Annotated in this window: 10 protein-coding genes; 4 read left to right on the top strand and 6 right to left on the bottom strand. The window is 63.7% G+C overall.

The features are described 5' to 3' along the window. The 4 genes from EJ076_RS14090 to ftsZ all read right to left on the bottom strand — a co-directional run bounded on the left by EJ076_RS14090 (window position 1) and on the right by ftsZ (window position 5146). Entirely contained in the window at window positions 1-1080 is a 1080-nt protein-coding gene (locus EJ076_RS14090) for an AAA family ATPase (RefSeq protein WP_126068281.1), read from the bottom strand. Between the two features lie 31 nt (window positions 1081-1111). Further along, window positions 1112-2539, bottom strand: a complete 1428-nt coding sequence (locus EJ076_RS14085; protein WP_126068280.1) for a DUF5691 domain-containing protein — start codon at window positions 2537-2539, stop codon at window positions 1112-1114. Further along, a complete protein-coding gene (locus EJ076_RS14080) occupies window positions 2536-3921 on the bottom strand; it encodes an SWIM zinc finger family protein (RefSeq protein ID WP_245463046.1) in 1386 nt (461 codons plus the stop codon). Before EJ076_RS14080 ends, EJ076_RS14085 begins: the two co-directional genes overlap by 4 nt. Before the next feature lie 187 nt (window positions 3922-4108). Next, window positions 4109-5146: a cell division protein FtsZ gene (gene ftsZ, locus EJ076_RS14075; RefSeq protein WP_126068278.1), complete on the bottom strand. Its 1038-nt coding sequence runs from the start codon at window positions 5144-5146 to the stop codon at window positions 4109-4111. Between the two features lie 394 nt (window positions 5147-5540). Here ftsZ and EJ076_RS14070 point away from each other — a divergent pair, with 394 nt between their 5' ends. After that, window positions 5541-6239, top strand: coding sequence for a GntR family transcriptional regulator (locus tag EJ076_RS14070; RefSeq protein ID WP_126068277.1), 699 nt, complete (start codon window positions 5541-5543; stop codon window positions 6237-6239). A gap of 639 nt (window positions 6240-6878) precedes the next feature. After that, window positions 6879-8234 (top strand): glutamine synthetase family protein, encoded by a 1356-nt coding sequence (locus EJ076_RS14065; RefSeq protein ID WP_126068276.1) that lies wholly within the window; start codon window positions 6879-6881, stop codon window positions 8232-8234. Window positions 8235-8335: 101 nt separating this feature from the next. On the opposite strand, the gene EJ076_RS14060 is transcribed toward EJ076_RS14065, so the two are convergent. Next, a complete protein-coding gene (locus EJ076_RS14060; RefSeq protein ID WP_126068275.1) occupies window positions 8336-9025 on the bottom strand; it encodes an SDR family NAD(P)-dependent oxidoreductase in 690 nt (229 codons plus the stop codon). Window positions 9026-9535: 510 nt separating this feature from the next. Further along, window positions 9536-10396 (bottom strand): MurR/RpiR family transcriptional regulator, encoded by an 861-nt coding sequence (locus EJ076_RS14055; protein WP_126068274.1) that lies wholly within the window; start codon window positions 10394-10396, stop codon window positions 9536-9538. Window positions 10397-10575: 179 nt separating this feature from the next. On the opposite strand from EJ076_RS14055, the gene murA reads away from it, so the two are divergent. Both murA and EJ076_RS14045 read left to right on the top strand, forming a co-directional pair. Then, window positions 10576-11832 (top strand): UDP-N-acetylglucosamine 1-carboxyvinyltransferase, encoded by a 1257-nt coding sequence (gene murA / locus EJ076_RS14050; RefSeq protein WP_126068273.1) that lies wholly within the window; start codon window positions 10576-10578, stop codon window positions 11830-11832. Beyond that, window positions 11829-12710: an N-acetylglucosamine kinase gene (locus EJ076_RS14045; RefSeq protein WP_109661903.1), complete on the top strand. Its 882-nt coding sequence runs from the start codon at window positions 11829-11831 to the stop codon at window positions 12708-12710. Before murA ends, EJ076_RS14045 begins: the two co-directional genes overlap by 4 nt. Window positions 12711-12738 lie beyond the last annotated feature (28 nt).

Raw genomic sequence — 12738 nt, 5'->3', positions numbered from 1 at the left:
TCAGATCGCCGCGTTCAGGGCCGCATAGTAGCCGGCATAGTCGGGCCGCTTCTTGAGCACGGTTTCCAGATATTCCTCCAGCACCAGTTTGTCCTGCACCGGATCTTTCACGATGGCGCCGACAAGGCTGGCGGCAAGGCCTTCGGCGCCGAGCTTGCCGCTATCGAACCACGCCGCCTGGCTGAGGCCGCCGACCACCGTTGCGATCGCCTCCGCCGTGGACAGCGAACCGGACGGCGTCTTCAACGTCACCTTGCCGTCTGATGTCGCACCGGAGCGCAATTCGCGGAAGATGGTCAGCACCCGGGCGATCTCCTCGCCGACATTCTTCGGTACCGGCAGGTCGAGACCGCCGGCCATCTCGCCGACGCGCTTAGAGACGATCGCCACTTCCTCGGCCATATCTTCAGGCAAGGGCAGCACGACGACGTTGAAGCGGCGCTTGAGCGCCGAGGACAACTCGTTGACACCCTTGTCGCGGTTGTTGGCGGTGGCGATGATATTGAAACCGCGCTGCGCATAGATCGAGGTGTTGAGTTCGGGGATCGGCATCATCTTTTCGGACAGCACGGTGATCAGCGTGTCCTGCACGTCCGAACCCATGCGCGTCAGTTCCTCGAGGCGGCAGAGCTTGCCATCTCGCATGGCGCGGTAAAGCGGAGTCGGCACCAGCGCGTCCTGGCTTGGGCCCTTGGCCAGCAGCTGCGCGTAGTTCCAGCCATAGCGGATCTGGTTCTCATCGGTGCCGGCCGTGCATTGCACGATCAGCGTCGAGTCGCCCATGATGGCTGCGGCAAGATGCTCCGACACCCAGGATTTCGCGGTGCCGGGAACGCCGAGCAGCAGCAGCGCGCGGTCGGTGGCGAGCGTCGCCACCGCGGTTTCCATCAGCCGGCGGCGGCCGACATATTTGGGCGTTATCAGCGTGCCGTCGTCAGCCTTGCCGCCAAGCAGATAGATCAGAACCGCCTTTGGCGAAAGGCTCCATCCGGCAGGCCTTTGCCGGTCGTCATTGCGTGCGAGCGCCTGCAACTCGGCGGCATAGGCCTGCTCGACCGGAAGACGGATGGCTACGTTCATTAGCTGTTCTCCGGATTGATCATGTGTCGATTCAAGGCTCGGCCAGTGATGCGTTGAGGCGCAGAAGACCGAGCGAAGGCGCTGCCGGGGCCATACCGGCCACAACGACGTCCCCGATCAATTTTTCCGCTGTCGCCGCCGTGGCGAGAAAGCCCATTGTTTCCAGTAGCTGATCGACGCCTCGCTTGACGGCGTCATCGTTTCCGGCAACTGCAGAACGCAGCATTGGCAGGGTCTGGCCATTTGTCAGGTCAGCCCACTCCAGCCAGCTTGCTTCGAGGCTCTCGGCCAGGTTGAGCGCACCAAGATATTGCGTATCTTTCAGGATCAGCCTGACCAGGACACGCTTCCTGCGGTTGTCCAGACGCGGCATGAGGTGGAGGACGAAAAGCGCCGGCTTGCCGCCTTCGGCGACAAGCGTATCCGCCATGTGCGTCACCGCCGCTTCGCTGCCCGACGCGGCGACCATTCGGGCAACAAGGATATCGGCATCGTTCTCGGCGCCGAATTGCCACGCCCCGATAAACTCGGATTCGGTGGTGCCGAAGCGCGTGGCGAGGTCGACCAGGTTACAGGTCTCGAACAGTTCGGCACGACGTCTTTCCTGCGCCGGCGATTTGAGTTTTGCCGGCGTGTAGGTGGTGCGGCGGCGGATGAAGCCGGATTTGCCTTCCGCGATGAAGGCGGCGAGTTCTGCTGTTGGATCTTCCTGCCCGCCATCGCCAAGCTGGCCATGCTCTCCGAGCCTTGCCAGCAGCCGGCCGGCCAATTCGCGCACCTTGCCGGAACGATCGGCGGAGAGGCTCTTCAGGAACGGCACGTCATCGGCGCCGAGGCCGAAGCGCATGAGTTCGATGAGTGCAAGCCTGATCTCGGCCGGCTCGCCGGATCCCTTGGTCTCGATCAGTTGCCGAGCCGATGCCGGCGCGGTGCGGCGCATATCCGCGAGCGCCGTACGACGCGCGGCGGGATAGAAGTCATCCCAGTTTTCCGCGGTCAACTTTTCCTGGCGGGTGTGTTTTTCGCCGTCCGCGCCTGCCTGCCAGTCGATCCAGGGTGCATAGACGTCCGGGCCGTTCTGATCCGACACGGCCGGCATCCAGTCCATCGGATGCAGCACGAAGCCGCGGCTGGCGACGAGCGACACCACACGCGTCTTGCTTCTTGTGTCGCCGGCGTGTTTCAGCGCCGCTCGCAAAAGCGGCCGCAGCCGCTCCGGCAGCATCGGCAAGGCAAGTTCAGGCAGCACTGGGCGGCGCTTCAGCGTCTTGGGCGCGGCTGGCCGCAAGGCAATGTCGAGGGCCTGCGCGGCGATTGCCAACAGGCGACGCTCGCGCTCGTCGAGGCTTGCGCCACCGGCAATCTCCTTCCACGCGGCTGGAGCCAGATCGAAGCTGGTCCCGCCGGTGATCCAGCTGTCGCGCATGGTCGCCAGGCCGGTCTGCTCGATCTCGTTCACGACAGATCAAGCCTCCCGAACCTGCTTTGCGCAGCCAGCAGGTCAAGCCGGCTGCCGTTCCAAAGTGCGGCCGTCGCCTTGAGGTCCAACCCAAGCAGCGTTGGATTGACGGTGTCGGCGATCGGCAAGGCGATACCATGCGGATCGCCGGTTGCCTGCCACCAGGCGGCACCGCGATCGTCCAGCAGGATCGCGCCGGGCGGCAGCATGACGGGACAGTCGGTGAGCCAAGGCGCTTCGTCCTGGCGAGCAACGTGGGCAGCGAGAGGATCGGATGCGCCAAAGCTGAAATCCGGCCACTCGCCAGACGGGACGTCACCCCTGCGATCCGCCACCAATGCCCGCAGCGGCTGGCGCGCCGGATAGAAGATCAGCCGGGCATCGAAGCGGTCGCCTGATGTGAACGCGTTCGACCGGCGACCAGCCGAAGCCGGAAAATAATCGAGCAGCAGGGCAAATTGCGAGGTGGCGCTGTTCAGGTCGAGCAGCCAGGTCGAATGGCTGACAAGACCGTCACGGCGGGTTTCGATCTTCTCGCCGAGCACCTCCCAGACGCTTTCGACCTGTTTGGCATCGGGGTTGGCCAGAACCTGCTCGCGGCTTTCAGACGTCGACACAAGGCGCCTCAGTTCGGCGTCGCCTGGTGTCGATCGCCAGGCCTTGGCCAGTAGCACAAGCTTGCCGAGTTCGCGGATCGCCGCGTCCGGGCGCTCCTCGCTGCGCAGCCCCATCAGCCGTGACGGAATCTCGTCGATACGGCCGGCAAGCGCCGTTGCTTTCATGTCGACCAGCCGTGCCGCAATCCGGCGGCAACGGTCGCTGCTGTTGTCGACAAAGCCGGCAAGGCCAAGCCGCAATTGATCAGCGATCCATTGATCCAGTTCATCCAGCGCCGCCGACACGGCGGATTGCGTGTCCTGCGTCCGCTTTCGCTGCGCTGCCTCGCGGCGCTCGACCGCAGCGGCGTCCTCGACAACAGTACTTTCGTCGTCGAGCGAGATTTCGCCAATACTCTTGCCTCCCGCACCGGGCGCCGGCCCCGCCGGCTGCGGCGAGGTCTTCCTGCGGCGACCGAGCCAGTCATTCACCCATTCGGGGGTCGAGCCCGCGGCGGCAAAACTGGCCGGCGTGGTGGCGGCTATCCACATCAGCGCCAAGGTGTGCTTGCAGGGGAACTTCCGCGACGGGCACGTGCATTTGTAGCCGTGGTCCCCGGTGTCGACCACCACGCGATAAGGATTGGAGCCGGAACCCTGGCACTCCCCCCAGAGGAGCGCCAGCTGTTCGCTCTTCTCGAGTCGTGGCCAGTTCGATTGCTTGGTCAGCCTGGAAGCGGCACTCAACGAGGCCTGATCGGGCGCAAGCGCTTCGATGGTTTTCAAGTCAAATTCCAAGCCGCGCCTCTCGTCGCTCGAACGATACGGGTAGCCAGTATAGATGGCCGTCTATGACGGATTCTTGTAGCAGCAGCGGTACAGAGGTCGATACAGCTGACCGTCGGCCAATCTGCCCCGCTGGCGATGTCTCCCCGAAAAAACACATCTCGGCAAGGGAATGCGCCGAACCCCCTTATTGAAGCGTGCGCGCCGGCGGCTGGCCGGCGTGGTCGCGGGCGATGCCGGCATCGGCATCTTCTGCTCCAAACGCACGGTCGAGGCCCGTCGCCACCACCGAGACCCTGAAGCGGCCTTCCATGCTCTTGTCGAAGATCGCGCCGACGATGATGTCGGCGTCCTCGTAGACCTCTTCGCGGATGCGGGTGGCGGCCTCGTCGACCTCGAACAGGGTCATGTCCCTGCCGCCCGATATCGAGACCAGCACGCCCTTGGCACCCTTCATCGACACTTCGTCGAGCAGCGGGTTGGCGATCGCGGCTTCGGCCGCCTTCATCGCGCGGCCTTCGCCGGAAGCCTCGCCGGTGCCCATCATGGCGCGGCCCATGTCGCGCATCACCGATTTCACATCGGCGAAGTCGAGATTGATCAGGCCTTCCTTGACGATGAGATCGGTGATGCAGCTGACGCCGGCATAGAGCACGCGGTCGGCGATGACGAACGCATCGGCGAAGGTGGTCTTGGCATCGGCGATCCGGAACAGGTTCTGGTTCGGGATGACGATGACCGTATCGGCGCTCTCGCGCAGCCGCTCGATGCCCTCTTCGGCCATCTGCATGCGGCGCCTGCCCTCGAAGGAGAAAGGCTTGGTGACGACGCCCACCGTCAGGATGCCGGCCTTGCGCGCCGCCTGGGCGATGATTGGAGCTGCACCGGTTCCCGTGCCGCCGCCCATTCCGGCGGTGACGAAACACATATGCGTGCCGGCCAGATGATCCATGATCTCGTCGAGCGATTCCTCGGCCGCGGCGCGGCCGATCTCGGGAAGCGATCCGGCGCCCAGTCCTTCGGTGACGTGCGCGCCAAGCTGGATCAGCCGCGTCGCCTTGGACATGGTCAGCGCCTGGGCGTCGGTGTTGGCGGCGATGAATTCGGTGCCCTGAAGCTGCTCGGCGATCATGTTATTGACGGCGTTGCCGCCGCCGCCGCCGACGCCGATCACGGTGATCTTGGGTCTCATCTCGGAGATTTCGGGCTTCTTGAACTCGGCCATGCCTGTTTCTCCTTCGTCAATTGCGCGCGCTTCACGACCCACCCGCAGACTGCTTTTGGGCAGATTGCAATCGAGCGGCATGACGCGAATCAGTCCGTTGCGATGGGTACCCCAAAAAGCCAGAGAGCGGCCAGAGGTGCAAGTGCGCGCAAGGTCAAGATTTGTGATGACGGTTTTGCACGGCGTGGCACAGACGCCGCTCGCCAATAATCAAGCCGCCAGCCTTGGGTGTAACGGCCGGCAGGTGACGCGTTGGCTTGCCGCGCAACGACCGAAGCGTCTATCATGTGCTTGATATATCGCTGACTTCGGCGTTCTCGCCGGGCTCGGCGACACAGAATCCCAGCGGCGAACCAGCCTGCTGCACGGAACCAATGAAGCAACGCCCCCGCCAATGGCCGACAAAACACAATTCGGGTTGACCGCCGTCGACACCGTTCCCTTGCATGAAAAGGTCTATCTGGAACTCGTGCGGGCGCTGATGTCCGGCCGGTTCGTGCCGGGCCAGAAGCTGACGTCGCGAAAACTCGCTAGGGAACTCGGCACCAGCGACATGCCGGTGCGCAGCGCCTTCATGCGGCTTCAGGCACTGCGTGCGCTCAGCCCGATGCCGAACGGCAGCGTGGAGGTGCCGGTCATTTCGGCCGAACGGTTTTCGCAGTTGAGCGCCGTGCGCACGATCCTCGAAGGCTCGGCGACCGAACTTGCGACGAAGCGCATCAACGGCAACAATCTGCGGACGATCCGGCGTCACTGCACCGACCTGACCTTGGCCGCCCGCAAAGGCGATATCGACGATTATCTGCGAAAGAACCACGACTTCAAATTCTCGATCTATCGCCATTGCGGCAACGAGCAGATGATCTTCCTGATCGAGACCGTATGGATGCAGGTCGGCCCGTTTCTCAGGAATCTCGCCATGGGGTTCGAGGACGACCTCGCCTCCATTCTCGACATCGACTTTCACGAAGAAGTCGTCGCCGCGATCGAGGCTCAGGACGGGGAGCGCGCCCGCGCAGCGATCGTGCGTGACATCGACGAAGGCGCCGCGCACATCCTGCAGCAGGCCAGATTTCCGAAGGCGCGGAATTAGAACCGCAGCGCAGAGGATTTGACGGGTTGGATTGGAGGCCTCTTGGCAGCCAGGATTTCATTGTTCGGTTCGGTGGAGCAGACTTTCGCGATTGGCCTAAGCCTTGCCACCTTCGTCATCCACGGGCGAAGCAGGAGCGCAGCTCCGTCGCGGAGACCCGAGGATCCATGCCGCGACCTTCGCGCAGGAATACAGCGGAGCAGAATTCCGCACCGTGGTGACGCGTTTGAGTCCCGGCATGGATCCTCGGGTCTGCGCTTCGTCGCTACGCTCCTTGCTCCGCCCGTGGATGACGAAGCGATTGATGTTTGCGCCAATCGCCAAGGCTGCGGTTGGTCAACGCAGCGACGCATCAAGACCTCCTCGCCGGGGAACACAAAGCATCGGACCCAAAAGCGGGGTGGGGCGACATCACAACCCGAATGCCCCTTGGCTTTCCGGCTTCTTGCCTCTATGTTGCGATCGCAGATCGCGCAATTGGTTTTGAAATGCCTCCCGACATTCCAGCTAGTGACTTGAAAAAATAAGGAAAAATATCCGGTGTAGCCGGATATGCTTTCCGAAAACTCACAAGCTATTTTTACCAGGGACAGTGCAGCCGAGCAGGCTGCGGCACCTTCAAAAACCAGAGGTTATAAATTGAGCGATGCAATTGCGGACGTTTTGAACTGGCTTGAAAGCAGAACCGACATCCAGAGCCTGAGGGCGGCGGTGTGCGATCTCAACGGCATCATGCGCGGCAAGCGCATTCCGGTCGAGCAGGCAAGAAAGGCGCTGGAAGGCAAGCTGCGCATGCCTTTTTCGCTGATCGGGCTCGATGTCTGGGGCGAGGATATCGAAGGCAACAGCCTGGTATTCTCGACCGGCGATGCCGATGGACTGTGCCAGTGGACCGGGCGCGGCATTCTGCCGGTGGCCTGGACCGCGCATCCGACGGCGCTCGTCCCGCTCTGGCTTGCCGACGAAAGCGGCGCGCCCTATCTCGGCGACCCGCGACGGGCGCTGGCCCGCATCCTCGATCGCTACGAGGCTTTGGGCCTGACCCCAGTCGCGGCAACGGAACTCGAATTCTATCTCGTCGATCCGCAATCGCAGCGGCCGGTCGGACCTGTCTCACCGGTGACCGGGCGCCGTCTCGATTCCGACGCGGCACTGTCGATCGATGAGATCGACGACTTCGAATCCTTCATCCACGACGTCTATGAAGCCTGCCGGACGCAAGGCATTCCCGTCGACACCGCCATCGCCGAAAACGGCGTCGGTCAGTTCGAGATCAATCTGAACCATGTCGCGGACGCCTTGCGGGCGGCCGACGATGCGGTGCTGTTCAAGCGCACGGTGAAGGGCATTGCCCGCAAGCACGGCTTTGCCGCCTGCTTCATGGCCAAGCCCTATGGCGACCGGGCCGGCAACGGCTTTCACGTCCATTTCAGCCTGGTCGACGGCGAAGGGCGCAACGTCTTCGACGACGGCACAGATCAGGGCTCGGAGATCATGCGTCATGCGGTCGGCGGCCTGCTTGCGGCAATGGCCGAGAGCACGCTGGTGTTCGCGCCGCACTTCAATTCGTACCGCAGGCTGCGCCCTAGATCCTATGCGCCGACCGCGGTCGCCTGGGGTTACGAGAACCGCATGGTCGCGATCCGTATTCCAGGCGGACCGACCGCTGCGCGCCGTATCGAGCATCGCGTTTCGGGTGCGGACGCCAATCCCTACCTCGTGCTTGCAGCCATATTGGGCGCCGCGCTGACCGGCATCGAAAGACAGTTGTCGCCAGGGGATCCGATCGGCACTGACGGCCAGGGACTTCCGCCGGCAAAGCTGCCGCCGGACTGGGCGTCGGCGATCGCCGCCTTCGAAAGCGGGATGCATGTGGCGGAGATCTTTCCGGCAATCCTGCGCGACTCCTTCGTGGCCTGTAAGCGCCAGGAACTGAACACGTTCGCGCTCAATGTCAGCGATTTCGAGATCGAGACATACCTCGAAAGCGTTTAGGCACGACTGACCGACTGCGTCGGCATTCGTTCCGGCCAACCTCCGAGCAGCCGCAAGCAAGGGCTTGCGACGCGGTCGCCCTTAGGCGATCGGCTGGATTGTCAAAACGTCTCGACCCAGGGCCGCAGCTCGAGCTCCGAGCTCCAGGTGCTGCGATGCTGGCGATGGGCCGCGAGATAGGCCTCGGCGATGGCGTCCGGCGATAGCCGGCGGTCCGGCCGGTCGGGATCGGCCGCCTGTCCGGGCGGCTCGATCTGGCCATCGATGATGAAGTGGGCGACGTGGATGTTCTGCGGGGCGAGTTCGCGGGCCATGGACTGCGCCAGGCCGCGCAGGCCGAATTTCGGCATGGCAAAGCCCGCCGAGCCGGGAAACCCCTTCACACTGGCAGTGGCGCCGGTGAACAGGATCGATCCGGAACCGCGCGCCAGCAGCCGCCGCGCCGCCTGCTGGCCGACCAGGAAGCCGCCATAGGCGCCGACCAGCAATGCCTGTTTGACCGCTTCGGCATCGAGCTCGGCGATCGGGCCGCGCGTACGCGCGCTGGCGTTGAACACCGCAAGCGCCAGCGGACCGGCCTTGTCGGCGGCGTCGAACAGCCTGGCGACGGACGCAGCGTCGGCGACATCCGTCTCGACAGCCAGCGCACCGGTCTCGTCGACCAGAGCCCTCAGCTTCCCAATGTTGCGGGCGGCCAGAACCACGCGAAAGCCTTCGCGGGTGAGAAGGCGCGCCAGCGAGGCGCTCAGACCAGCGCCTGCGCCTGCAATGACGGCCACATCGGATGTCATGATTTTTCTCTCCTTGCGGATTTCGGCGGAAGCGTTTCGCCAGATCAGACAGGGTCGCGCCTTCGCGGGTGACAGGCAAGAGATGGCATTGCTGGGTAGTGTCTCAGTTTGAATTTTGGTTGTGGGTGGAAGGCACCGGGGTTCTCGGCGCCGGTTGCGTCTTGGAAGATTTGACGCACACTGGTCCGCCCTTACCGGGCCACGCACAGTCCCATTCCGGTCCGAAGCCAAAATTCCCTTGCGTCTGTATCTCTCGCGTTTGCATCGGAAAAATCGACAACGCAATAACTACGACTGCCAACAACGCCAACGTCAATAGGATGCCAGTAGCGTCTCCTGGTCGTAGCGGAGGCCAATAGATTTCGCGTCCAAGTACCTTCATGTCGATCCCTGCCGACCAAAATCTCCCATCATATAGCTGGGGCCTGCCGAAATAAGCTTCAAGAAAGAAGATCGCATTTGAATTGCCGCAAAGGGTCGTGGTGGTGCAATCCAATATCGCCTGTGGCGCTACGAAGGCCGCTCGGCCTTCAGCACCGAAACCGCCGCTTCGCTGTTGTGGACATACTCATTGGCATCCGGCTGTTTCTGCACCAGTAGGATGAACAAGAGGTCGGTCAGCGTCAGCTGCGCGTCGCGCGCGGTGATAGAGGAGGATCGCGCACGCTCTTCGTCGGCGATGGTATAGAGGCAGATGTCGGCGACGCGGCTCAGCGGGTTGTCGTGCAGGCCGGTGACGGCGATCACCATGGTGCCGCGCTTGCGGGCAAGCTCGGCGATGCGCAGGGTTTCGATGCTGGCGCCGGAATAGGACAGCGCGAACAGCACATCATCAGGCCCGAGCGTCGAGACATTGGCCATCTGGATGTGGCTGTCGCTGTCGTGCAGGACATTGCGGCCGAGCTTCATCAGCTTGTAGGAGAAATCGCGCGCCACCAGCGAAGAAGCGCCGACGCCGACCAGATGGATGCGGCGCGCCTTGTCCAGCAGTTCCAGCGTCCTGGAGATGATGCGCTCGCTGTTGGCTTCGGCGGTCCGCTGCATCGACAGAAGCTTGCTGCCGATCAGCTTCTTCAGAATGACCTGGTAGCTGTCGCCGACCTCGATCGACCCGTGGATCATGCCGGCCGGCACCTGCCATTCCTGCGCCTTGGCCTCGCTGACGGCGAGCTTCAGCTCCTGGTAGCTGGCATAGCCGAGTTTTTGGCTGAACTTGACGACGCTCGACTGGCTGCGTCCGATCTCGGCCGCGAGAGCCGCCGTCGACAGGCGCAGCATCTGGTCGGGATTGTCGACGATGTACTGGCCGATCTCACGATCGCCGGGCGCCATGCCGTCGAGCTTCACATTGATCCTGTTCAGGACGGACACGGGATTTCCTCGCGCTTTCAGGTGCCGGCTCAAGGAATAAAATATTCCAATTCCGATTGACAGCCAAGAACGTAGAATTAATTCTCGAACTGGACCGGGCCGAAATCCGGGATTCGGAGCAGCATCTCCAGGGAGAGCCACCCGAGTGTGGCCGGCTTTCGTCGCACAAGGTTTCAGCCATGGACAGATTGCGGATCGTCGGCGGACAAAGACTGGAAGGCGCGGTCACCATATCCGGCGCCAAGAATGCCGCTCTGCCGCAGATAGCGGCGGCCTTGCTCAGCCCCTACCCTCTCGAATTGACCAATCTGCCTGATGTGACCGACGTCGAAAACATGCTCGGCGTGGTGCGGCTGCACGGCGCCGAGGTGACCCGGTCGGCGCATGCCGCGACGATCGACACCAGTGCCGCCGTTTCCAAGGAGACGTCCTACGATACGGTGCGAAAGATGCGCGCGACGGTGCTCGTGCTGGCGCCGCTGCTGGCCCGTTTCGGCCATGCCAGGGTTTCGCTGCCGGGCGGCTGCGCCATCGGCGCGCGGCCGGTCGACATGCATGTCGCGGCACTCGCGGCACTGGGCGCCAGGATCGCCATCGAGAACGGCTCCATCGTCGCTTCAGCGCCAAACGGGCTGACCGGCACGCGCATCGTCTTGAGCTCGCCATCGGTCGGGGCGACCGAGACCGCCATGATGGCGGCGACCACGGCCAAGGGCGAAACCGAGATCCTCAACGCGGCGCGCGAGCCCGAAGTGGCGGATCTCGCCGCTTGCCTCACCGCCATGGGCGCACGCATCGAGGGCGCCGGCACGCACCGCATCCTGATCGCCGGCGACACCAGTTGGCATGCGGCGAGGCACGACATCATCCCGGACCGGATCGAGGCCGGCACCTACGCCATCGCCGCTGCGATCACCGGCGGCCAGCTCGAACTGACGCACGCCCGGCTCGAGCATATGGCCTCGGTGGTGCAACTGCTGGAGGCCACCGGCGTCAGCGTCTGGCCCGGCGACCGCGGGCTCATCGTCTCGCGCGACCGGCCGCTCAGGGCTGTCGACCTGACGACTGAACCCTATCCGGGGTTTCCGACCGATCTCCAGGCGCAGTTCATGGCGCTGATGTGCTGCGCCGACGGCGCGTCGCTGCTGCGCGAAACCATCTTCGAGAACCGCTTCATGCATGTTCCCGAACTGATGCGGCTCGGCGCCAACATCAAGCTGCAAGGCACCACGGCGCTGGTGCGTGGTGGCGAGAAACTGCATGGCGCGCCTGTGATGGCCACCGATCTGCGCGCATCGGTATCGCTGGTGCTGGCCGCACTTGTCGCCGAGGGCGAGACGACCATCAACCGCGTCTATCACCTCGACCGCGGCTATGAACAACTGGACCGCAAGCTGCGCCTGTGCGGCGCCGACATCGAGCGGCTGAGCGCATGAACGGTGTGGAACACTATTTTCTGGGCGTCGACGGCGGCGGAACCGGTTGCCGCGCCCGTATCGAAGACGCTGACGGGACGGTGCTGGGGCAAGGCCTGTCGGGGCCGGCGACAACGCGGCTCGGCATCGATGCGGCCTGGGCCTCGGTCGCGAAAGCCTTTGGCACTGCCATCGAGGAGGCTGGCTTCGGTGCAGTGGAGATCGCCCGGATACACACCGGCATCGGCCTTGCCGGCATCGGCCGCAAGGGTGCGCTGGAGGCGTTGCGGGCGATCGTGCATCCGTTTGCCAGCATCGATTTCGTCAGCGACGGCGTCGGCGCCTGCCTGGGCGCGCATTCCGGCCAGGACGGCGCCATTGTCATCGCCGGAACGGGCTCGATCGGCCTTGGCTTCGTCGAGGGACGCGACCTGCGTGTTGGTGGCTACGGCTTTCCGATCTCCGATGAGGGCAGCGGTGCCGACCTTGGCCTGAAGGCTGTGCAACTGGCGTTGCGCGCGCATGATGGAAGGCATGAGCCGACAGCGCTGCTGGCGGAGGTGATGCAGCGTTTCCATAGCGACCCGATGGAAGCGGTTGCCTGGATGGATCGGGCAACCGCCACGGACTACGCAGCCCTGGCGCCGATGGTGATGCGCCATGCTGACCAGGGCGATCCGGTCGGACGGCGCATCGTGCAAAGTGCTGCCGAGCAGATCGATACGCTGGTGCGGGTGCTGTTCGAAAAAGGCGCGCCGCGCGTGACCTTGCTGGGCGGCCTCTCCAGTCCGCTCGAACCCTGGCTCTCTCCCGATGTCCGGCGCCGCCTGAAGCCCGCAGACGGCGATGCTGTGTCGGGCGCGATCATCCTTGCCAAAAGGTCCCTCGACGGACAGTAACGCCTTGCCAGAGAAGGAATAAAATATT

The organism is Mesorhizobium sp. M7D.F.Ca.US.005.01.1.1 (genome assembly GCF_003952545.1).
Taxonomy (GTDB): Bacteria; Pseudomonadota; Alphaproteobacteria; order Rhizobiales; family Rhizobiaceae; genus Mesorhizobium; species Mesorhizobium loti.
Note: the sequence above shows the minus strand (reverse complement) of the source record. Positions and strands in the feature narration are given on the sequence as shown.

Excerpts from the sequence above, each read along its gene's own strand:
- murA (WP_126068273.1), top strand. The coding sequence starts at position 10,576 with ATGGACAGATTGCGGATCGTCGGCGGACAAAGACTGGAAGGCGCGGTC.
- ftsZ (WP_126068278.1), bottom strand. The coding sequence starts at position 5,146 with ATGGCCGAGTTCAAGAAGCCCGAAATCTCCGAGATGAGACCCAAGATC.
- EJ076_RS14060 (WP_126068275.1), bottom strand. The coding sequence starts at position 9,025 with ATGACATCCGATGTGGCCGTCATTGCAGGCGCAGGCGCTGGTCTGAGC.
- EJ076_RS14070 (WP_126068277.1), top strand. The coding sequence starts at position 5,541 with ATGGCCGACAAAACACAATTCGGGTTGACCGCCGTCGACACCGTTCCC.
- EJ076_RS14045 (WP_109661903.1), top strand. The coding sequence starts at position 11,829 with ATGAACGGTGTGGAACACTATTTTCTGGGCGTCGACGGCGGCGGAACC.
- EJ076_RS14090 (WP_126068281.1), bottom strand. The coding sequence starts at position 1,080 with ATGAACGTAGCCATCCGTCTTCCGGTCGAGCAGGCCTATGCCGCCGAG.